Here is a 21,110-nt window from a genome sequence, read left to right on the forward strand (position 1 = left end):
GCCGGCACTAGCCGCGTCCGAGCAGCTCCCCCAGCGTCATCCCCGCCAACTCCCGTACGTCCCGTGCCAGATGGGCCTGATCCGCGAACCCGGCCCGGGCCGCCGTCTCCGCGAAGGGCACCCCGTCGCGCGCGAGGGCGAGCGCCCGCTGGAGCCGCAGTACACGGGCGAGCGTCTTGGGCCCGTATCCGAACGCGGCCAGTGAGCGTCGGTGCAACTGACGTGCGCCCAGACCCAGTTCGTCCGCGACGGCGGCGACGGGGCGGCCCGCTTCCAAGGCCGACACGACCTCCCGCAGCAGCGGGTCGGAGGGCTCCGCGCCTGCCGCCCGCTCCAGCGCCACCTCTTCGAGCACGCTCACGGGGTCCGCTGCCGAGTCGACCCGCGCGGTGAGGCGCCGTACCTCCGAAGCGGGCCAGAGGTCCGCCAACTCCACGCGCTGATCACGGAGTTCGTGGGCCGGCACGCCGAGGAACGCGGGAGCCGTACCGGGAAAGAAGCGGACGCCCGCCCAGCCACCGGACGCCCCCTCCGGGACGTACGCCCGCGTGTCCGGCCCGGCGACCAGCAGCCGCCCCTGGTTCCACAGCAGGTCCATGCACCCGTCGGGCAGCACGGGCCGCGCACCGGAGGCGGCCGGGGTGTTCGTCCACACCACGGCACCGGCCAGCCGGGACGCCCTCTCCGCGTAACCCGAAGCCGGTGCGAGACGCTCGGCAGTCACAGACGACACGCTACGCCGCCCGCGTCCGATGCTCCTGCGGACTGACCCCGTACACCCGCTTGAAGGCGCTGGACAGCGCGAACGAGCTGCCGTAGCCGACCTGGCGGGCGATCGCGCCGATGGTGTCCTCGGTGTCGCGCAGCCGGTCGGCGGCGAGGGCGAGGCGCCAGCCGGTCAGGTACGTCATCGGGGGCTCGCCGACGAGGTCGCTGAAGCGGCGGGCGAGGGCCGCGCGCGAGACGCCGGCCTTGGCGGCGAGGGTCGCGACCGTCCAGGGGTGGGCCGGGTCGTCCTGGACGAGCCGCAGCACCCGGCCCACGACGGGGTCGGCGAGGGCCTGGTACCAGGCGGGTGCCTCGGCCTCGGGGCGGGAGAACCAGGACCGTAGCGCGGCGATGACCAGCAGGTCGAGCAGCCGGTCGAGGACGACCTCCTGGCCGGGTTCGTCGCGGACGATCTCCTCGGCGAGGATGTCGGTGAGCGCGCAGTCCCACATGTCGGCGGTGAGCGTGAGGAGCGGCGGCAGGGCGTCGAGCAGCCTGCCGCTGATCTCGCCCTGCATCATGTACGTCCCGATCAGCATCACCGACGAGCCGTCGAGCCGGTCGCCCCAGCTGCGTACGCCGAGGTCCCAGTGGCCTTTCATGGAGCGCCCGTCGGGGTAGCTGCACTCGCCGCCCGGCAGGATCACCGCCTGCGGGACCGTCCCCGGGGCGTCGGCGACGGTGTACGGGTCCGGGCCGCGCGCGATGGCGACGTCGCCCGCCGCAAGCCGTAGCCGCTGTCCCCCGTCCGCCGTGACCCACGCGTCACCGCGGACAAGAAGCATGATCGTGAGAGGGGCGCGGTCCTCGACGCGGATGCCCCAGGGCGGGTCGAAGCACGCACGGATCATGAAGGCGCCACGGGCGCGTGGGCCCTCCAGCAGGCCTGCGAGAGCGTCCATGAGGCCAGCGTAGACGCGCACATATGGGAATGAGCGGTTCAGCGATGGTTCCTTGCCGCGCACGGAAGTTGACTGGCTGCATGACGGAAAACACGGCACGTACGAATGACATGACGGTACTGGTCACCGGAGCCACGGGACGCACGGGCAGCCGGGTCGCGGAGGCCGCGCGGGCGGCCGGGCTCACGGTGCGGGCCGGGTCCCGCTCCCAGGGCACGCGCTTCGACTGGGCGGACCGCTCGACCTGGGCGGACGCCCTGCGGGGCGCCGACGCGGCGTATCTCGCCTACCCCACGGACGTCGGTTCCCCGGAGGCCACCGAGGCGGTCGGCGCCATCGCCCGGGAGGCGGTCGGGCTCGGCGTACGGCGGCTGGTGCTGCTGTCGGCGCGGGGCGAGGAGCGGGCGCTCGCGACCGAGGAGGCGCTCAGGACCTCGGGCGCGGACTGGACGATCGTACGAGCGGCCTGGTTCGCGCAGAACTTCAGCGAGGGTCCGCTGGTGGAGGGGATGCTCCACGGGGAGCTGGTGTTCCCGGCCGGTGAGGTGCAGGAGCCCTTCATCGACGTACGGGACATCGCGGACGTCGTGGTGGCCACGCTGACCTCGGGCGACCGGTACGTCGGCAAGGACGTCACCGTCTCCGGGGCCCGGCTGCTGTCCTTCCGCGAGGCGGTCGCCGAGATCTCGGAGGCGACCGGCAGCGAGCTGGCGTACATCCCGGTGACCGCGCGCCAGTACGGCGACACCCTGGCCGGGTTCGGGGTGCCGCAGCACGAGGTCGACCTCCTCGTCGAGGTCTTCGAGGGCCTCCTCGACGGCCGCAACGCGCACCTCTCGGACGGCGTCCAGCAGGTCCTGGGGCGCGAGCCGCGGGACTTCACCGAATTCGTACGGGAGAACGCGGCGGCCGGAGTCTGGAAGGCCTGAGCCCACCCGGCGGTGTCACTCCCCGGGAGGCGGCACATCCCCGTTCTTGTGCTGCGGGTGGTGCGTGCTCTTCACATGCGCCCGCAGCCGGGAGGTCACGTCCTCCGGCGGGAGGAAGCGGGACCAGCGCTCCGGGAACTCGGAGGGCATGTCCGGGTCGTCGGAGTCGTCGAACTCGGCGTCGTACGAGCGGGACGCGGCGACCCGGGCGACGTACTCGGCGACCTGGGCCTCGCGCAGGCGTTCGTTGTTGGCACGCGCCGCTGCCGTGGCGGCGGCCGGCCAGACGCGGTCGATGGCGGCGTTCACGGCGGCGCCGACCAGGACCGCGAACGCGGACACGCCGATCCACAGGAGGACGGCGACGGGCGCGGCGAGCGAGCCGTAGATCGTGGGGCCCTCGACCGTGTTGGTCAGGTAGATGCGGAGCAGGAGGCTGCCGAGGACCCACATGCCGAGGGCCACCAGGGCACCCGGCACGTCCTCCACCCACGGGGACCGCACCGGCACTGACACGTGGTACAGGGTCGTCAGGAACACGACCCCCAGGACGATGACGACCGGCCAGTACAGGATCTGCACGACCGTCTCCGACCACGGCACGATGTTCACCACCGCGTCCGGGCCCGCCACCATCAGCGGCAGCGCGATCGAGCCGATCAGCAGCGCCACGATGAAGAGCAGGAACGACACGATGCGGGTCTTCACGATGCCGCGGGTGCCGTCGAGGCCGTACATCACGGTGATGGTGTCGATGAAGACGTTCACCGCGCGCGAGCCCGACCACAGGGCGAACAGAAAGCCGAGGGAGATGATGTCGGGGCGGCCGCCCTTCGTCACGTCGTGGAGGATCGGCTCGGCGATGTCGTGCACGCCCTTGTCGGAGAGGACCGTGCGGGCCGCCTCCAGGATGTTGGTCTCCAGGCTTGCGATCGTGTCGGCGCCGGTCCAGGCGTCCACATAGCCGAGCAGGCCGATCATGCTCAGCAGCAACGGCGGCACGGAGAGCAGCGTGAAGAACGCCGCCTCCGCTGCGAGACCCAGGATCCGGTACTCCATGCACGAGTTGACCGTGTCCTTGACCAGCAGCCAGGCGGTCCTGCGCTTCGACACGTTCCGGTACAGCGCGCGAGCGCGGTGAAGACGACCCGAGGGAGGCCGTTCAGGTGTTTCTTTTGCCTGGTGCACGTCCTTACCGTATCCGTATGGCAGCCACCACCCACACCGTGACCAACCAGCCTCCGCCCCTGGTCGGATATGACGTCTTTGCCGCCGACCGGGCCCTTGCGGAGGCGGTCGAACGGCATCTCGAACCAGCACTTCTCGACGAGGCGCGCGAGGAGCTTTCGGCGCTCGGCCACACCTCCGGTTCCGCCCAGGTACAGGAGTGGGGCGTGCTGGCCAACGAGAACCCGCCCAAGCTCCGCACCCATGACCGCTACGGCAACCGGATCGACGAGGTCGAGTTCCATCCCTCCTGGCACCGGCTCCTCGGCAAGGGCGTGTCGGCCGGGCTGACGGCGGCCTGGTCGCGGCCCGGCGGGCATGTGCGGCGCGCCGCCGGTTTCGTGGTCTGGACGCAGGTCGAGGCCGGCAACGGCTGCCCCCTGTCGATGACCCACGCGGCGGTGCCCGCGCTGCGCACCGACCCGGCGCTCGCCGCCGAGTGGGAGCCGCGGCTGACCTCCACCGTCTACGACCAGGAGTTCCGTCCCGCCGCCCAGAAGGCCGGTGCGCTCTTCGGGATGGGCATGACGGAGAAGCAGGGCGGCAGCGACGTACGCGCCAACACCACGGAGGCGCGGCCGCTCGCCGAGGACGGGACGTACGAACTGACGGGCCACAAGTGGTTCTGCTCGGCGCCCATGTCGGACGGATTCCTGGTGCTGGCGCAGGCCCCTGACGGGCTGACCTGCTTCCTGGTGCCGCGTGTCCTGGCGGACGGCACGCGCAACGTGTTCCGCATCCAGCGGCTCAAGGACAAGCTCGGCAACAGGTCCAACGCGTCGAGCGAGGTCGAGTTCGACGGGACCTGGGCGCGCCGGGTCGGGGACGAGGGGCGCGGGGTGCGCACCATCATCGAGATGGTCGCGGCGACCCGGCTCGACTGTGTGCTCGGCTCGGCCTCGCTGATGCGGCAGGCCGTCGCGCAGGCCGTGCACCACTGCACCTACCGCGAGGCGTTCGGCGGCAAGCTCATCGACAAGCCGCTGATGAGGAACGTACTGGCGGACCTGGCCCTGGAGTCGGAGGCCGCGACGACGCTCGGGCTGCGCCTTGCCGCCGCGTACGACGACGGGAGCGAGCAGGAGCTCGCGTTCCTGCGTCTCGCGGTGCCGGCCGCCAAGTACTGGGTGACCAAGCGGTGTACGCCGGTGGCGGTCGAAGCGCTCGAGTGCCTGGGCGGCAACGGGTACGTCGAGGAGTCCGGCATGCCGAGACTGCTGCGCGAGTCGCCGCTCAACTCGGTGTGGGAGGGCGCTGGCAACGTCCAGGCGCTGGACGTACTGCGGGCGCTCCAGCGGGAGCCGGGTGCGCTCGATGCGTATCTGCGGGAGGTGGGGCAGGCGCGGGGCGCCGACCACCGGCTGGACGGGGCGATCAAGAACCTGCTGACCGAACTCGCCGACCTGGAGGGCATCGAGGCCCGCGCCCGCCGTCTCGTCGAGCGGATCGCACTGGTGCTCCAGGGTTCGCTGCTCGTCCGGTACGCGCCGCCGGAGGTCGCCGACGCGTTCTGCGCCTCACGCCTGGGCGGCGACTGGGGTTCGGCCTTCGGCACACTGCCGCACAGTCTGGATCTGGCCACGGTGGTGGAGCGGGCCCGGCCGGTTTCCTGAACGGCCCGGCGGCCGGTTTCCTGAGGCGCTCTCGCGGGGACGGTCCTCGGATACGAGGTTTGCCGCGCTGACACGGGGGTGGTGCTGCGCCGACACGGCACCACCCCCGCTCTCAGGCCCCGTTCAAGGAGCACGACGCCGCACGGGCGACGTCATTGTCATTTTCTAGGAACCTTATGACCGTTGGCGAGAGTTGCAGACCGTTGCATTCCTTGGTGCACCTTGCGCGAACCACCGGCGTCCGCGGCCGGGAGCAGGCACGATGTGGAATGACGGCGGCGTCACAGCGTGTACGCGGTACTGGTTTCAGGAGTGCCCAGTGAAGACCACATCGTTCAACCCTGCCCGTTTCGCTCCGCTGGACGCGTCCGAATCGGCCCGGCGTCTCCAGGAAACCTGGGCCGCGACGCTCAGAGGCGACCGCTCCCCGATCGCGCCCCGTCCCGTGATCGGACAGTCCTGGCAAAGAGTGAAACGTTTCGGCGTGCAGCCCGAACAGGGCACGGGCAGCGTCCTGTTGCAGGCGGAGGAAATCGAGCACCGCCGTACCTCGACCGCGCTCGCCGACGTGATGCCGGTCCTCAGCGGCGGCCTCGGCTCGGTCGCCGACGCCTCCCTGCAGATCATGGTGGTCACGGACGCGGAGGGCCGGGTGCTGTGGCGCGAGGGCAACGCGGGCGTGCTGCGCCGGGCCGACGCCATCTGCCTGGAGGAGGGTGCCGCCTGGAGCGAGGACACCACGGGCACCAACGCGATCGGCACCGCGCTCACCGCCGGGGCCGCCGTCCAGGTGCACTCGGCCGAGCACTTCGTACGCACCCTGCACAACTGGACCTGCGCCGCGGCGCCGGTGCACGACCCGCGCGACGGGCGGCTCCTCGGCATCATCGACGTGAGCGGGCCCGACTGCACCTTCCATCCGGCCACACTCGCGCTGGTCGACTCGGTGTCCCGGCTGGCCGAAAGTGAGCTGCGTACCCGGCATCTGGCATCGATCGAACGACTGCGCTCGGTGGCCGCGCCCATCCTGTGCCGACTGGACGGCAAGGCGCTGGTCGTGGACACGCACGGCTGGCTCGCGGCCGTCACCGGGATGCCGCCGGTCGACCGGGTCCCGCTGCCCAACTCCTTCGGCGCCGGCCGGTACTGGCTGCCGCCCCTCGGAACGTGCGTCGCCGAACCGTTGCCCGGCGGCTGGCTGCTCCGGGTCACCGAGGCCGACACCCCGGGGTGCGCGAGCCGGGTGGTCCTCGACCTGAGCGAACCCCGGCGGCCGTGCGCCACCGTCGCGGGCGCGGCGGGCAGTTGGGCGCAGGACCTGAGCCCGCGCCACGCCGAGCTGCTGTACGTGCTCGCCCTCCACCGCCAGGGACGCAGCGCGGCCGAACTCGCCCTCGACCTCTTCGGCGACCCGACCCGTACGGTCACGGTCCGCGCCGAACTCTCCCGGCTCCGCCGCCGGTTCACCGGCCTCCTCGACCACCGCCCCTACCGCTTCCGCGAGGAGGTGGAGGTCGAGGTCGTCCTCCCGGACGATCCGATCGACCTGCTGCCGCAGTCGAGGGCACCCGCGGTGGTGGGGGCGCGCGTGGACGGCCGGCGCGAGGGAGGCCAGTGAGCGGGAGGCACGGAGGCAGTACGTCCCGTGTCCCGAGCCGCCCATTCGGCGCTGCCGCCCGCATCCCCGGACTCTCACCACCTACGCATTTCGTCAGTTTTCGTCAGTTTTCCCAGGTGTCTTCCGGGGTATTTGACCTGGCCCGTGGGTCTCTGCCGTAGCATCGCTTGACAGGCCACCCCACCCGCCTCTCCGTCAACGCACGGAGTGTGAGAGGCAGTTGGCCTTCGTCGGGAGGACGCATGAAGCAGCGCGGCAGGCACCGTCGTCATAGGAGGGGTCAGGCGCTGCGCGCCACGCTGGCCGGAACCGCCCTCGCGCTCACCGCGGCAGCCACCCTGATCAGCACCTCCCAGGCCACGGGCAGCGGAAACCCGGGCGCGCTGGCCCCGCTCACCTCCTCGTCGACGGCCGGAAAGCTCGGCCTCCAGGAGAAGCTGGTCGCTCAGGGCACCATCGACACGCTCACCCGGCGGATGGGCGGGAACGTCGGTGTCGCCGGCATCCTCGACAGCGCCGACCACTCGATGCGCAACGAGGGCGACTGCGACGACTCGGAGCGCGCCGCGCTGCCCGTCGAGCCGACGGCCACGCGCGCGTACTGCTGGGACAGCGCCGACGCGAAGGTCCGGCAGTGGCTGCCGCAGTCGGTCACGACCTCCGGGGACGCCTACGAGGACGCCACGTGGGGCGACCGCCGGGTGATCCTGGCCGGCTGGACCCATGAGGACCAGCAGGCCGCCGACGACTCCCGGGCGGGCGAGCCGACGAGCGACGAGGGCCTCGCCCGGATCGCCTTCATCGACGCGACCGACCCGCACGCCCTCAGGTACCGCTATGCGCTGCTCGTCGTGCCCCAGGACGGCGGCAAGGACTTCGAGGCGGTCCGCTCCCGCCTGGGCGGCATGGTCTGGTACCAGGACAAGCTGATCGTCACCGCCCGCAACGGCACCGCCCTGCTCGCCTTCGACCTGCGCCGCATCCTCGAGGCCGATGTGAACAGCGCTGCGATCGGCAAGGTGAGCGGCGGCTACTCGGCGGACGGCTACCAGTACGTGATGCCGGCCATCGGCTCGTACGACCTGACCGGCGGCGCGTGCAGCCCCGTCGACGACCACGCGGTCCCCTGCTTCGGCTCCCTCTCTCTGGACCGCACCTCGAGCCCCGACAGCCTGGTGGCGACCGAGTCGTCCGTCCCCGGCGGCGATGACCGGGCCCGCGTCTGGCGGTATCCCTACAGCACCTCGATCCTCCGCACAGGACTGCTCGCCGCCGACTCCAAGGGCCGTGTCGACGCCGACGAGGCTTACGAGACCAAGGCCGCCGGAGTGTCGGGGGTGCTCTCGCACACGCCGGACGGCGGTGACGAGCCCGAGTGGTACGTCGCCCAGACACCGGCCGACAACGGCAGGAACGGCACCCTCTGGCGGCAGACGGACAGCGGCGCCAAGGCGGCCACCTGCACCACGGACCAGTCCTACGCCTGCTGGGGCCGGCACACCGCGTCCCTGTCGTACTGGTACGAGACGGGTGAGCTCTGGACGCTGACCGGGACAGTGGCCGCCGACACCGCCTCCGGGCGCGTGCTCTACGCGGTTCCGCTGTCCTCGGTCGACGGTTCGCTCGAATAGGTACCCCCGTGATTCCCTGACCGGCATGAGCAACGTCACTGTGACCACCTGGTCCCTGGAGCAGACGGCGCCGACCGACCTGCTCCCCGCGATCGCCCCCGACGGGGACGTCCGGATCGTCCGCGCCGAGATCCCCTCCGCCGAGTTCAGCCGCTTCCTGTACGCCTCGGTCGGCGGCGACATCCGCTGGACCGACCGGCTCGCCTGGTCGTACGAGCGGTGGCAGGAGTACCTGGACCGGCCAGGCGCGGAGACCTGGGTCGCATACGACCGGGGGACGCCCGCCGGGTACATCGAGCTCGACCCCCAGGACGACGGTGTCGTGGAGATCACCTACTTCGGCCTGATACCCGCCTTCCGGGGGCGCCGGATCGGCGGGCACCTCCTCTCGTACGGTGTCGCGCGCGCCTGGGACCTGGCCGAGCGCGGATCCGGGCGGACGGAGACGAAGCGGGTCTGGCTGCATACCTGCAGCAAGGACGGGGAGCATGCGATGGACAATTACCTGCGGCGCGGCTTCAAGCTCTTCGACACCAAGGTGGAGGAGGAGCCCGAGATCGCCGCACCCGGACCCTGGCCGGGAGCGCGGGCCGTCTGACCAGCGGTCGACCAACGCCCACCAGCGGCGGACCAGCCGCTGACCTGCGGCGTCGTGAGCCCTTGTCGCGCCACGGCCCGCTGAAGTGCCCGGTCATGTGACCGACAACACCCTTGTCTCACGATCCGGGACAAGGGTGTCCACATGGTGGATGACGGTGGACTGTCCCGAGACCCCCATGACACGCTTCCGTCATGTCTGGAACTGGGATTGCCTTGGTGAGTCGGCGGCACGTCGACCTCGGCCGCATGTCCAGCGCCATCTGTCCGACGGGCTGACAGCCCCGGCACGGCCGGCATTTCCCTGTTTCCCTCCCCCTGCGCGATGAGGCGCACGCACTTACGCGTGCGCCCGTTTCCGCAGGTATGAGCCGCTCTCCTTCCTGTCCCGCAGTCCCGAAGGACGTATCAACCATGGCCGCCACCCCGCAGAATCCCGCCGCAGCGCCCCGCCGCAAGGTGAGCCGTCACCGCGGTGAGGGTCAGTGGGCCGTGGGTCACTTCACCCCGCTCAACGGCAACGAACAGTTCAAGAAGGACGACGACGGTCTCAACGTGCGGACACGCATTGAGACGATCTACTCCAAGCGCGGCTTCGACTCGATCGACCCCAACGACCTGCGCGGCCGGATGCGCTGGTGGGGCCTGTACACCCAGCGCAAGCCCGGGATCGACGGCGGCAAGACCGCCATCCTGGAGCCCGAGGAGCTGGACGACAAGTACTTCATGCTGCGCGTGCGCATCGACGGCGGGCGGCTGACCACCGAGCAGCTGCGTGTCATCGGCGAGATCTCGCAGGAGTTCGCGCGCGGCACCGCCGACCTCACCGACCGGCAGAACGTGCAGTACCACTGGATCCGCATCGAGGACGTCCCGGAGATCTGGAACCGGCTCGAAGCCGTCGGGCTTTCGACGACCGAGGCCTGCGGTGACACCCCCCGCGTCATCCTCGGCTCGCCCGTCGCCGGCATCGCCGAGGACGAGATCATCGACGGCACGCCCGCGATCGACGTGATCCACCGCCGGATCATCGGCAACAAGGACTTCTCGAACCTGCCCCGCAAGTTCAAGTCCGCGATCTCCGGCTCGCCGCTGCTCGACGTGGCGCACGAGATCAACGACATCTCCTTCGTCGGCGTGAACCACCCGGAGCACGGCCCCGGCTTCGACGTCTGGGTCGGCGGCGGCCTCTCCACCAACCCGAAGCTCGGCCAGCGCCTCGGCGCCTGGGTCCCGCTGGACGAGGTCCCGGACGTCTACGAGGGCGTCATCTCGATCTTCCGCGACTACGGCTACCGGCGGCTGCGCACCCGCGCCCGCCTGAAGTTCCTGGTCGCCGACTGGGGTATCGAGAAGTTCCGCCAGATCCTGGAGGACGACTACCTCAAGCGCAAGCTGGTCGACGGACCGGCGCCCGACCAGCCGGTCGCCCGCTGGCGCGACCACGTCGGTGTGCACCGGCAGAAGGACGGCCGCTTCTACGTCGGCTTCGCGCCGCGTGTGGGCCGGGTGGACGGCACCACGCTCACGAAGATCGCCGAGCTGGCCGCCGCGCACGGCTCGGGCCGTCTGCGTACCACCGTCGAGCAGAAGATGATCGTCCTCGACGTGGAGCAGGAGCAGGTCGACTCGCTGGTGGAGGGACTTGAGGCGCTCGACCTCACCGTCAAGCCGTCCCCCTTCCGGCGCGGCACGATGGCCTGCACCGGCATCGAGTACTGCAAGCTCGCGATCGTCGAGACCAAGGCGCGCGGTGCTTCCCTGATCGACGAACTCGAGCGCCGCATCCCCGAGTTCGAAGAGCCGATCACCATCAACATCAACGGCTGCCCGAACGCCTGCGCCCGGATCCAGGTCGCGGACATCGGTCTCAAGGGCCAGCTGGTCCTGGACGACGAGGGCAATCAGGTCGAGGGCTTCCAGGTGCACCTGGGCGGCGCGCTCGGCCTGGAGGCCGGTTTCGGCCGCAAGGTCCGTGGCCTGAAGGTCACTTCGGAGGAGCTGCCCGACTATGTCGAGCGCGTCCTCAAGCGGTTCCAGGAGGAGCGCGAGGACGGCGAGCGATTCGCCACCTGGGCGACCCGCGCCTCCGAGGAGTCCCTCTCATGAGCGAGCGAGCTGCCCCTTTCTACTGCCCCTACTGCGGTGACGAAGACCTTCGTCCGAGTGAGGAGGGACACGGCGCGTGGGAATGCGCGGCGTGCAATCGAGCCTTTCAGCTGAAGTTCCTCGGGTTGCTGTCCCGGGGGCTTCAGCGAGAAGACGGTGGAGGGGCAGAGATATGACGACGATTCAGGAAGAGCGTACGGACGAGGACTTGAAGAGTCTCGCCGAGCAGGCGGGGCGCGATCTCGAGGACGCGTCCGCCCTGGAGATCCTCCAGTGGGCGGTCGGCACCTTCGGTGCGAAGTTCTGTGTGACCTCCTCCATGGAGGACGCGGTGGTCGCCCACCTCGCCTCCCGCGCCCTCCCCGGCGTGGATGTCGTCTTCCTCGACACCGGCTACCACTTCCCGGAGACCATCGGCACCCGGGACGCCGTCGAGGCGGTGATGGACGTCAACGTCATCACGCTCACCCCGCGTCAGACGGTCGCCGAGCAGGACGCCGAGTACGGCCCCAAGCTGCACGACCGCGACCCCGACCTGTGCTGCGCGCTGCGCAAGGTGAAGCCCCTCGAGGAGGGGCTCACCAGGTACAGCGCCTGGGCGACGGGCCTGCGCCGCGACGAGTCCCCGACCCGGGCGAACACCCCGGTCGTCGGCTGGGACGAGAAGCGCCGCAAGGTCAAGATCTCGCCGATCGCCCGCTGGACGCAGGAGGACGTGGAGGCGTACGTCGCCGAGCACGGCGTGCTCACCAACCCGCTGCTGATGGACGGTTACGCCTCCGTGGGCTGCGCGCCCTGCACCCGCCAGGTCCTCGAGGGCGAGGACGCGCGCGCCGGCCGCTGGGCCGGACGCTCGAAGACCGAGTGCGGGCTGCACTGATGACCGCGCCCACGAAGAGTCCCCAGACCAGTCAGCACCCCCGGATTTCCCAGGAGAAGCAAGTGACGACCGGAGCCACCATCTGGCTCACAGGTCTGCCGAGTGCCGGCAAGACCACCATCGCGTACGAACTGGCCGGACGGCTGCGCGAGGAGGGCCACCGCGTAGAGGTGCTCGACGGCGACGAGATCCGTACGTTCCTGACGGCGGGCCTCGGCTTCTCCCGCGAGGACCGGCACACGAACGTGCAGCGCATCGGCTACGTCGCCGACCTGCTCGCCCGCAACGGCGTGAAGGCCCTGGTTCCCGTGATCGCGCCGTACGCCGACAGCCGCGAGGCCGTCCGCAAGCGTCACCAGGTCAGCGGGGCGGCGTACATCGAAGTGCATGTCGCGACGCCGGTCGAGGTGTGCAGCGAGCGGGACGTGAAGGGCCTGTACGCCAAGCAGGCGGCGGGCGAGATCTCGGGGCTCACCGGGGTCGACGACCCCTACGAGGCGCCCGAGTCGCCCGATCTGCGGATCGAGTCGCACACCCAGTCCGTGCAGGAGTCCGCGGCCGCGCTGCATGCGCTGCTCACCGAGAGGGGTCTCGCATGACGACCGTCGTGACTGTCTCCCAGGAGACCGGCAGCCCGTACGCGCTGTCCCACCTGGACGCTCTGGAGTCCGAGGCGGTGCACATCTTCCGCGAGGTGGCGGGCGAGTTCGAGCGGCCGGTGATCCTCTTCTCCGGCGGCAAGGACTCCATCGTCATGCTCCACCTCGCCCTCAAAGCCTTCGCACCCGCCGCGATCCCCTTCACGCTGCTGCATGTGGACACCGGGCACAACTTTCCCGAAGTCCTCGAGTACCGCGACCGTGTGGTCGCCGAACACGGACTGCGTCTCCATGTGGCCTCCGTCCAGGACTACATCGACCGCGGCCAGCTGCGCGAACGCCCCGACGGGACACGGAATCCGCTGCAGACCGTCCCCCTGACGGAGAAGATCCAGTCCGAGCGGTTCGACGCCGTCTTCGGCGGCGGACGCCGCGACGAGGAGAAGGCCCGCGCCAAGGAACGCGTCTTCTCCCTCCGCGACGAGTTCTCCCAGTGGGACCCCCGCCGCCAGCGCCCCGAACTCTGGCAGCTCTACAACGGCCGCCACGCACCCGGCGAACACGTCCGCGTCTTCCCCCTCTCCAACTGGACCGAACTCGACGTCTGGCAGTACATCGCCCGCGAAGGGATCGAGCTGCCCGAGATCTACTTCGCGCACGAGCGTGAGGTCTTCAAGCGGTCCAACATGTGGCTCACCGCCGGTGAGTGGGGCGGCCCCAAGGACGGCGAGACCGTCGAGAAGCGTCTGGTCCGCTACCGGACCGTCGGCGACATGTCCTGCACCGGCGCCGTCGACTCCGACGCCATCACGCTGGAAGCCGTCATCACCGAGATCGCCGCCTCCCGCCTCACCGAACGCGGCGCCACCCGCGCCGACGACAAGATGTCCGAGGCCGCGATGGAAGACCGCAAGCGCGAGGGGTACTTCTAACCATGACCAGCACCACCGAACCCACCGAGCCCTTGTCGGTCGAGCAGTTGTCGGCGACCACCCTGCTGCGCTTCGCCACCGCGGGGTCCGTCGACGACGGCAAGTCCACCCTCGTCGGACGCCTGCTCCACGACTCCAAGTCGGTCCTCACCGACCAGCTCGAGGCCGTGGAACGCGTCTCCCAGAGCCGCGGCCAGGACACCCCCGACCTCGCCCTCCTCACCGACGGCCTGCGCGCCGAACGCGAGCAGGGCATCACCATCGACGTCGCCTACCGCTACTTCGCAACCGCGCGCCGCCGGTTCATCCTCGCCGACACCCCCGGGCATGTGCAGTACACGCGGAACATGGTCACCGGCGCCTCCACCGCCGACCTGGCCGTCGTCCTGGTGGACGCCCGCAACGGCGTCATCGAGCAGACCCGCCGGCACGCCGCCGTCGCCGCCCTCCTGCGCGTCCCGCACGTCGTCCTCGCCGTCAACAAGATGGACCTCGTCGAGTACAAGGAGTCCGTCTTCGCGGCGATCGCCGAGGAGTTCACGGCGTACGCCTCCGAACTGGGCGTCCCCGAGATCACCGCGATCCCGATCTCGGCGCTCACCGGCGACAACGTGGTGGAACCCTCCGCGAACATGGACTGGTACGGCGGTCCGACAGTCCTGGAGCACCTGGAGACGGTCCCGGTCAGCCACGACCTGACGAGCTGCCACGCCCGCCTGCCCGTGCAGTACGTGATCCGCCCGCAGACCGCCGAGCACCCGGACTACCGGGGCTACGCGGGTCAGATCGCGGCCGGAACCTTCCGCGTCGGCTCCCCGGTCACGGTTCTGCCGTCCGGGCGTACGTCCACGATCGCCGGGATCGATCTGCTGGGCACGTCGGTCGACGTCGCCTGGACCCCGCAGTCGGTGACCCTCCTGCTTGACGACGACGTCGACATCTCGCGCGGCGACCTGATCGTGCCGACCACGGACGCGCCCCCGATCACGCAGGACGTCGAGGCGACCGTCTGCCACGTCGCCGACCAGCCCCTCACCGTCGGCCACCGGGTGCTGCTCAAGCACGGCACCCGCACGGTCAAAGCGATCGTCAAGGACATCCCGTCCCGGCTGACCCTCGACGACCTGTCCCTGCACCCGCACCCCGGGCAGCTCGTCGCCAACGACATCGGCCGCGTGAAGATCCGTACCGCCGAGCCGCTGCCGCTCGACTCGTACGCCGACTCACGGCGCACCGGCGCGTTCATCCTGATCGACCCGGCCGACGGCACCACGCTGACCGCGGGCATGGTCGGCGAGTCGTTCGCCTCGCCGGAGCCCGTCAAGTCCGAGACCGACGACGACGGTTGGGACTTCTGACGTGAACCTCATCGACATCTACTCCACGTTCGCGAAGGAGGGCGGCCGCGTAGGCAGCGGCGCCCTCGGCAGCGGGCAGGGCGGAGTCGCGCGATGTGCGCGATGACGTACGCGCACCGCTTGCGCGCCCCGTCCCCCCACCCGCCGTCGCGGACGCGACGAAGACCCGTCGACCTTCCCGGCCACGTACTGAAACCGTGACCGCCGGGCCAACGAGAGGAACACCTCCCGTGCCTGCCAACCGCTCTCTTGCCCTGAAGCGCGGCCTCGCGCTGATAGCCGCACTGCCCCTCCTCACCCTCGCCGCCTGCGGCTACGGTTCCGACTCCGAGGACGAGGGCACCACGAAGGTCGCCGCCGGCGCCGAGAAGATCGACGGTCTCGACTCCGTGAAGATCGGCTACTTCGGCAACCTCACCCACGCGACCGCGCTGGTGGGCAACCAGAAGGGCTTCCTCCAGAAGGAGCTCGGTGCCACCAAGGCCGAGTACGCGGTCTTCAACGCCGGACCCTCCGAGATCGAGGCGCTGAACTCCGGCTCCATCGACATCGGCTGGATCGGCCCCTCGCCGTCCATCAACGGCTACACCAAGTCCAAGGGCACGAACCTGCGCATCATCGGCGGCTCAGCCTCCGGCGGCGTGAAGCTCGTGGTCAACCCGGACAAGATCAAGTCCCTGAAGGACGTCAAGGGCAAGAAGATCGCCACCCCGCAGCTCGGCAACACGCAGGACGTGGCGCTGCTCAACTGGATCTCGGACCAGGGCTGGAAGGTCGACGCGGAGAGCGGCAAGGGCGACGTGTCCGTCGTCCGCACGGACAACAAGGTCACCCCGGACGCCTACAAGAACGGCTCCATCGACGGCGCCTGGGTGCCGGAGCCGACCGCGTCCAAGCTGGTCGCCGAGGGCGGCAAGGTGCTGCTCGACGAGGCCGACCTGTGGCCGGACAAGAAGTTCGTGATCACGAACATCATCGTGTCGCAGAAGTTCCTCAAGGAGCACCCGGACGTCGTCGAGGCCGTGCTGAAGGGCTCGGTCGAGACCAACAAGTGGATCAACGCCAACCCGGACGAGGCGAAGGCCTCGGCGAACGCGCAGCTCAAGATCGACTCCGGCAAGGAGCTTCCGGCGGATGTGATCGACCCGGCGTGGAAGTCCATCCAGTTCATCAACGACCCGCTGGCCTCCACCCTCAACACGGAGGCGGAGCACGCGGTGAAGGCGGGTCTGCTGGAGAAGCCCGACCTTGACGGCATCTACGACCTCACGCTCCTCAACAAGGTCCTCAAGGCCGAGGGCGAGAGCACGGTCGACGACGCCGGTCTCGGCGCCAAGTAAGCCCGGATCCCGATGAGTTCCCAGGAGGTGACGACCATGGCCACCACACTCGCCAAGGCTGCCGACGGCGCCGAAGCAGTGAAGCATGCCGCCCGTATCGAGCATGTCTCGAAGTCCTTCGCCGGGCCCGCCGGGCAGCAGCTGGTCCTCGACGACATCACCCTCGATGTCGCGCCGGGTGAGTTCGTCACCCTCCTGGGGGCCTCGGGATGTGGCAAGTCGACGCTGCTGAACCTGGTGGCGGGGCTCGACGCCCCGTCCGCCGGCAGCATCTCGACGAACGGCCGCCCGGCCCTGATGTTCCAGGAGCACGCGCTCTTCCCGTGGCTGACCGCGGGCAAGAACATCGAACTCGCCCTGCGGCTGCGGGGTGTCGCGAAGGACGAGCGGCGCGACAAGGCGGAAGAACTGCTCGGACTCGTCCGCCTGAAGGGCGCGTACGGCAAGCGCGTACACGAACTGTCCGGCGGAATGCGGCAGCGTGTCGCGCTGGCCCGCGCACTCGCGCAGGACAGCCAACTGCTGCTGATGGACGAGCCGTTCGCGGCCCTCGACGCCATCACGCGCGACGTACTGCACGACGAGCTGACCCGCATCTGGCGCGAGACGAACCTGTCGGTGCTGTTCGTCACGCACAACGTGCGCGAGGCGGTACGGCTCGCGGAGCGCGTCGTACTCCTCTCCTCCCGTCCCGGGCGGATCGCGCGCGAGTGGACGGTGGAGATCCCGCAGCCGCGCCGCATCGAGGACGCCGCCGTGGCGGAGCTGTCCGTCGAGATCACCGAAGAACTGCGTGGGGAGATCCGCCGTCATGGCCAGCACTGAGACCAGGACCGACGCGGTCCCCCGGGACACGCACGACCTCTCCGGTCTGGAGGCGGGCCTCGACGCCCTGGAGACGACCCAGACGGGCCGCACTCCCTTCCGGCAGACCTTCGTGCAGAAGATCCTGCCCCCGATCATCGCCATCGCGCTGGTGCTTGTGGTGTGGCAGGCGCTGATCTCGTTCAAGGTCGTCACCGACCCGAGCAAGCTGCCCTCGCCGGGCGCCGTCTGGGACCAGATCGAGCAGGCCTGGCTGGAGGGCAAGCTGCTCGGCTACATCTGGACGAGCGTCTCCCGCGGCCTGGCCGGCTTCGTATTGGCGCTCGCCATCGGTACCCCGCTGGGTCTCCTGGTGGCGCGCGTGAAGTTCATCCGTGCGGCGATCGGCCCGATCCTGTCGGGCCTGCAGTCCCTGCCGTCGGTGGCCTGGGTGCCGCCGGCCGTGATCTGGCTGGGCCTGAACAACTCGATGATGTACGCGGTGATCCTGCTCGGCGCGGTCCCCTCGATCGCCAACGGGCTGGTGTCCGGCATCGACCAGGTGCCGCCGCTGTACCTGCGCGCGGGACGCACGATGGGCGCGACGGGGCTGCGCGGCACCTGGCACGTCGTCATGCCGGCCGCCCTGCCCGGCTACCTCGCAGGCCTGAAGCAGGGCTGGGCGTTCTCGTGGCGTTCGCTGATGGCGGCGGAGATCATCGCTTCCTTCCCGGACCTGGGTGTGGGCCTCGGCCAGCTCCTGGAGAACGGCCGCAACAACAGCGACATGGCGACCGTCTTCCTCGCCATCCTGCTCATCCTGTTCGTCGGCATCGCCATCGACCTGCTGATCTTCAGTCCGCTGGAGCGGTGGGTCCTGCGCAGCCGCGGTCTGCTGGTGAAGAGCTGAGCCGACCATGCGCCAACAGCCGGTCCTTCTGGTCATCGCCCACGGCAGCCGCGATCCGCGGCACGCCGCGACGGTGCACGCCCTGGTGCGGCGGGTACGGGCACAGCGCCCCGGCATCCGCGTCGAGACCGGCTTCCTGGACTTCAACATCCCGTCGGTGAACGGGGTGTTGGAGTCCCTCGCGGCCGAGGGCGTACGGGACGTGGTCGCCCTACCCCTGCTCCTGACCCGCGCCTTCCACGCGAAGTCGGACATCCCGGCGGTCCTGCACAGCGCGCCGCGGCAGCTCCGCATCCGCCAGGCGGAGGTGCTCGGCCCGTCGCCGCTGCTGCTCTCTGCCCTCGAACGGCGTTTGTACGAGGCCGGGTTGACGCCGGCCGACAAGTCCTCGACCGGGGTCGTACTGGCCTCGGCGGGGTCCACGGACCCGGAGGCGATCGCAGTGATCGCTGAAATCGCGCGGGAGTGGCGGCACACCGGCTGGTGCGCCGTGCGACCTGCGTTCGCCTCCGCGTCGGGGCCCCGCACAGAGGAAGCCGTACGCGAACTGCGGGCCCTCGGCTGCGCCCGGGTCGCGGTCGCGCGCTACGTCCTCGCGCCCGGCTTCCTGCCGGACCGCATCGCACGGGGCGCCGCCGAGGCGGACGTACTCGCCGATGTGCTCGGTCCGGCGCCGGAGGTGGCGCGGGTGCTCCTCGACCGGTACGACGAGGCTTCGCTGCCGGCCCTGGCGGCGGTGGGCTGAACAGCCCGACGTCACCGGTGCGCGTCGCCCACGGTGGCCCGCCGCGGATCCCGTCCGCTCGCCGCCAGCGCGCGTTCGAAGGCGGGCGCGTCCTCGGGAACGGCCACCGGGTCGGCGAAGCCGTCGTACTGACGGTAGAGGTCGCCGTGCGTCTCCACGACGTCCAGGACGAGCCGGCCGGCGCCGTCCGAGACGCGGAACTCCTGCCCGGTGGCGGTCGCGACGTCCCAGCCGTGGACGGCCGTCTCCTTGACGATCATCGAGGCGAGCTCGGCGGCCGGCATCTTCGCCATTCCGAGGTCGACCTCGCCCTCCCACACGGAAGGGTCCTTCCAGGCCGCGACGGCACGGTCCAGCTGGGCCGCGTACGCCTCGGCCCAGTCCGGGTCGGCCGTGAAGTCGCGCCCCGTCAGCTCCTCGGAGAGCTGCTCGCGCAGCGCCCGGTGCTCCATCCCGTGCGAGGTGTAGAGCACCCAGTGGTTGACCAGGGTGTGCAGGTCCCAGTCCGCGCAGGGGGTGGGTCCGGTCAGTGGGCTGCCGGCGGCCGTGACGCCGCGTGCGACGCGGGCGGCTTCGGCAGCGCATTCGGCCATGTACGGGTACACGCTGTCTCGGTTCATGCACCTCACGCTAGGCATCCAGCCCGCGCCCCTCTTGAACAAACGCGACGCGCCGGGTTGACCTTGCCCTCGGGGCAGACCCGAGGGTGCCCGTCATGGACCTCTACCTGAAGCAGAGCGCGTACAGCGACCCGGGCGACCTCGACACCGGTGACCTGCCGCGCGATCCCGGCCAACTGGCCCACCTCGTAAGGGAACTGATCATTCATCGGCTGGAGGGATGGCGCTTCGGCCACGTCATCCCGGAGGAACGGCTGCACACGGACGCCGAGGCACGCTACGTGACCGAGCTGCTGCGGATCCTGCGGGAGCGCCTGGACGCGCCGCTCACCAGGTCCCGCGCACCCGAGGAGCGGTTCGTCGGCACCTGCCGGGACTTCTCGCTGCTGCTGTGCTCGTTGCTGCGGGCCACGGGGACACCCGCACGGATCCGCGGCGGCTTCGCCACGTACTTCATCGACGGTTTTCACGAGGACCACTGGGTCACCGAATACCGTGTGGCGGACGGGAGTTGGCGGCTGGTCGACGCCCAGGTCCTGCACGGGTCGTACGGCGTTCCCTTCGATCCGCTGGACGTGCCGCGCGACCGGTTCCTGATGGCGGGCGAGGCCTGGCGGGCGTGTCGCACGGGGGAACGCGACCTCAGGACGTTCGGTTTCTCCGGCGCCCCGGAGCTGGGCGGGATGTGGTTCCTGCGCGCCCGTGTCGTGCAGGACCTGGCCGCCCTCCACGGCGTGGAGCCGCTCCCCTGGGACGGCTGGGGCCCCGAGATCCTCGACGACGCGTCCCTCACCGAGGACGACCTCGCCCTGATCGACGCCGTCGCCGACGCCCGCTCCGACGAGGAGCTACGGCGTCTCTACCAGGACCCGCGCCTCACCGTCCCGGACGAGATCACCTCGTACACGACCTACCGCGGCGACCGCAAGGTCACTCTGCGGCAGCGGTCAGCTCCTCCAGCTTGACGACGGTGTTCCAGTTGCGGGTGGTGGCGGTGACGCCCTTGAGGAGTCTGGGCTTGGACAGCGCCTCCCCCAGCTTGGAGCGGCCGAGGCCGTCGGGGGCGTAGAGGTACAGGACGCGGTCGCCGATCCGGAACTCCTCTGGGAGGAAGGCCAGTTGGTCGACGGAGGCGAAGCGCTCGGCGTCGACGGGGGCCGAGAAGTATGTGGCGTGCAGCTGCTTGGCCTCCAGTTCGGCGGCCGGGAACGGGCACGCCTCCCGTACGGCCCTGAGGTAGGCGTGGTCGCGCACCAGCACGCCCACCGTGAAGCCGAAGTGCTTCTCGATGGCCTGTGCCAGCTCGGCGGCGAGGGACTCCTCGTCGCCGTGGCCGACGGTGAAGACGGCGTTGCCGCTCTGCAGATATGTGCGGACGCCGCCGTACCCGAGCCCCTCAAGGAGTGTGCGCAGCTCGGCCATCGGCACCTTCTTGGCTCCGCCCACATTGATCCCGCGGAGCAGCGCCGCGTACGTCTTCGTCGTCATCCGCACACCATAAGGCGAGCCTTCACCCTGATCATGACCC

At 70.3% G+C, this 21,110-nt stretch carries 22 protein-coding genes; 17 read left to right on the forward strand and 5 right to left on the reverse strand.

What is annotated here, in order from left to right:
* Positions 1–7 precede the first annotated feature (7 nt).
* Together OG266_RS09865 and OG266_RS09870 are read right to left on the reverse strand one after the other, a co-directional pair.
* Positions 8–724: a helix-turn-helix domain-containing protein gene (locus tag OG266_RS09865; protein ID WP_371544695.1), complete on the reverse strand. Its 717-nt coding sequence runs from the start codon at positions 722–724 to the stop codon at positions 8–10.
* A gap of 10 nt (positions 725–734) precedes the next feature.
* Positions 735–1,670: an AraC family transcriptional regulator gene (locus OG266_RS09870; protein ID WP_371544696.1), complete on the reverse strand. Its 936-nt coding sequence runs from the start codon at positions 1,668–1,670 to the stop codon at positions 735–737.
* Between the two features lie 80 nt (positions 1,671–1,750).
* On the opposite strand from OG266_RS09870, the gene OG266_RS09875 reads away from it, so the two are divergent.
* Positions 1,751–2,599, forward strand: coding sequence for an NAD(P)H-binding protein (locus OG266_RS09875; RefSeq protein WP_266473966.1), 849 nt, complete (start codon positions 1,751–1,753; stop codon positions 2,597–2,599).
* Between the two features lie 15 nt (positions 2,600–2,614).
* On the opposite strand, the gene OG266_RS09880 is transcribed toward OG266_RS09875, so the two are convergent.
* Entirely contained in the window at positions 2,615–3,787 is a 1,173-nt protein-coding gene (locus tag OG266_RS09880) for a YihY/virulence factor BrkB family protein (protein WP_266473968.1), read from the reverse strand.
* A gap of 17 nt (positions 3,788–3,804) precedes the next feature.
* Here OG266_RS09880 and OG266_RS09885 point away from each other — a divergent pair, with 17 nt between their 5' ends.
* The 15 genes from OG266_RS09885 (at position 3,805) to OG266_RS09955 (ending at position 18,962) form a co-directional block, all read left to right on the forward strand.
* The gene (locus OG266_RS09885) at positions 3,805–5,439 is read left to right on the forward strand and encodes an acyl-CoA dehydrogenase family protein (protein ID WP_371544699.1); all 1,635 of its coding nucleotides are present in this window, start codon (positions 3,805–3,807) and stop codon (positions 5,437–5,439) included.
* A 319-nt stretch (positions 5,440–5,758) separates the two neighbouring features.
* Positions 5,759–7,057, forward strand: a complete 1,299-nt coding sequence (locus OG266_RS09890) for a GAF domain-containing protein (RefSeq protein WP_371544702.1) — start codon at positions 5,759–5,761, stop codon at positions 7,055–7,057.
* 242 nt (positions 7,058–7,299) lie between these two features.
* Positions 7,300–8,688: a hypothetical protein gene (locus tag OG266_RS09895; protein WP_371544703.1), complete on the forward strand. Its 1,389-nt coding sequence runs from the start codon at positions 7,300–7,302 to the stop codon at positions 8,686–8,688.
* A 25-nt stretch (positions 8,689–8,713) separates the two neighbouring features.
* Complete coding sequence (locus OG266_RS09900; protein WP_371544706.1) at positions 8,714–9,286, forward strand: GNAT family N-acetyltransferase; 573 nt, start codon at positions 8,714–8,716, stop codon at positions 9,284–9,286.
* Positions 9,287–9,480: 194 nt separating this feature from the next.
* Positions 9,481–9,564: a putative leader peptide gene (locus tag OG266_RS09905; RefSeq protein ID WP_353962415.1), complete on the forward strand. Its 84-nt coding sequence runs from the start codon at positions 9,481–9,483 to the stop codon at positions 9,562–9,564.
* 135 nt (positions 9,565–9,699) lie between these two features.
* Positions 9,700–11,394 (forward strand): nitrite/sulfite reductase, encoded by a 1,695-nt coding sequence (locus OG266_RS09910; RefSeq protein ID WP_371544707.1) that lies wholly within the window; start codon positions 9,700–9,702, stop codon positions 11,392–11,394.
* Positions 11,391–11,570 carry a hypothetical protein gene (locus OG266_RS09915; RefSeq protein ID WP_266473977.1) on the forward strand — a complete coding sequence of 60 codons (180 nt, stop codon included), beginning with the start codon at positions 11,391–11,393 and terminating at the stop codon, positions 11,568–11,570. Before OG266_RS09910 ends, OG266_RS09915 begins: the two co-directional genes overlap by 4 nt.
* The gene (locus OG266_RS09920; protein ID WP_266473979.1) at positions 11,567–12,274 is read left to right on the forward strand and encodes a phosphoadenylyl-sulfate reductase; all 708 of its coding nucleotides are present in this window, start codon (positions 11,567–11,569) and stop codon (positions 12,272–12,274) included. Before OG266_RS09915 ends, OG266_RS09920 begins: the two co-directional genes overlap by 4 nt.
* 62 nt (positions 12,275–12,336) lie before the next feature.
* Positions 12,337–12,873: an adenylyl-sulfate kinase gene (cysC, locus tag OG266_RS09925; RefSeq protein ID WP_266473980.1), complete on the forward strand. Its 537-nt coding sequence runs from the start codon at positions 12,337–12,339 to the stop codon at positions 12,871–12,873.
* A complete protein-coding gene (gene cysD / locus OG266_RS09930) occupies positions 12,870–13,805 on the forward strand; it encodes a sulfate adenylyltransferase subunit CysD (protein ID WP_371544709.1) in 936 nt (311 codons plus the stop codon). Before cysC ends, cysD begins: the two co-directional genes overlap by 4 nt.
* A 2-nt stretch (positions 13,806–13,807) precedes the next feature.
* Positions 13,808–15,163, forward strand: coding sequence for a sulfate adenylyltransferase subunit 1 (locus tag OG266_RS09935; protein ID WP_266473984.1), 1,356 nt, complete (start codon positions 13,808–13,810; stop codon positions 15,161–15,163).
* Positions 15,164–15,393: 230 nt separating this feature from the next.
* Positions 15,394–16,503: an aliphatic sulfonate ABC transporter substrate-binding protein gene (locus tag OG266_RS09940; protein ID WP_371544712.1), complete on the forward strand. Its 1,110-nt coding sequence runs from the start codon at positions 15,394–15,396 to the stop codon at positions 16,501–16,503.
* Positions 16,504–16,539: 36 nt separating this feature from the next.
* Entirely contained in the window at positions 16,540–17,328 is a 789-nt protein-coding gene (locus tag OG266_RS09945) for an ABC transporter ATP-binding protein (RefSeq protein ID WP_266473989.1), read from the forward strand.
* Positions 17,315–18,217, forward strand: a complete 903-nt coding sequence (locus OG266_RS09950) for an ABC transporter permease (RefSeq protein WP_266473991.1) — start codon at positions 17,315–17,317, stop codon at positions 18,215–18,217. Before OG266_RS09945 ends, OG266_RS09950 begins: the two co-directional genes overlap by 14 nt.
* Positions 18,218–18,224: 7 nt before the next feature.
* Positions 18,225–18,962: a sirohydrochlorin chelatase gene (locus tag OG266_RS09955; protein WP_371544715.1), complete on the forward strand. Its 738-nt coding sequence runs from the start codon at positions 18,225–18,227 to the stop codon at positions 18,960–18,962.
* 11 nt (positions 18,963–18,973) lie between these two features.
* On the opposite strand, the gene OG266_RS09960 is transcribed toward OG266_RS09955, so the two are convergent.
* Positions 18,974–19,582 carry a TIGR03086 family metal-binding protein gene (locus OG266_RS09960; protein ID WP_371544718.1) on the reverse strand — a complete coding sequence of 203 codons (609 nt, stop codon included), beginning with the start codon at positions 19,580–19,582 and terminating at the stop codon, positions 18,974–18,976.
* Positions 19,583–19,677: 95 nt separating this feature from the next.
* Between OG266_RS09960 and OG266_RS09965 the strand changes: the two genes are divergently transcribed.
* Positions 19,678–20,547 (forward strand): transglutaminase-like domain-containing protein, encoded by an 870-nt coding sequence (locus OG266_RS09965; RefSeq protein WP_371544721.1) that lies wholly within the window; start codon positions 19,678–19,680, stop codon positions 20,545–20,547.
* On the opposite strand, the gene OG266_RS09970 is transcribed toward OG266_RS09965, so the two are convergent.
* Positions 20,513–21,070 (reverse strand): DUF1697 domain-containing protein, encoded by a 558-nt coding sequence (locus tag OG266_RS09970; protein WP_371544724.1) that lies wholly within the window; start codon positions 21,068–21,070, stop codon positions 20,513–20,515. The genes OG266_RS09965 and OG266_RS09970 overlap by 35 nt on opposite strands.
* Between the last annotated feature and the right edge of the window lie 40 nt (positions 21,071–21,110).

This window comes from Streptomyces sp. NBC_00554 (assembly GCF_041431135.1).
In the GTDB taxonomy this organism is placed as follows: Bacteria; Actinomycetota; Actinomycetes; order Streptomycetales; family Streptomycetaceae; genus Streptomyces.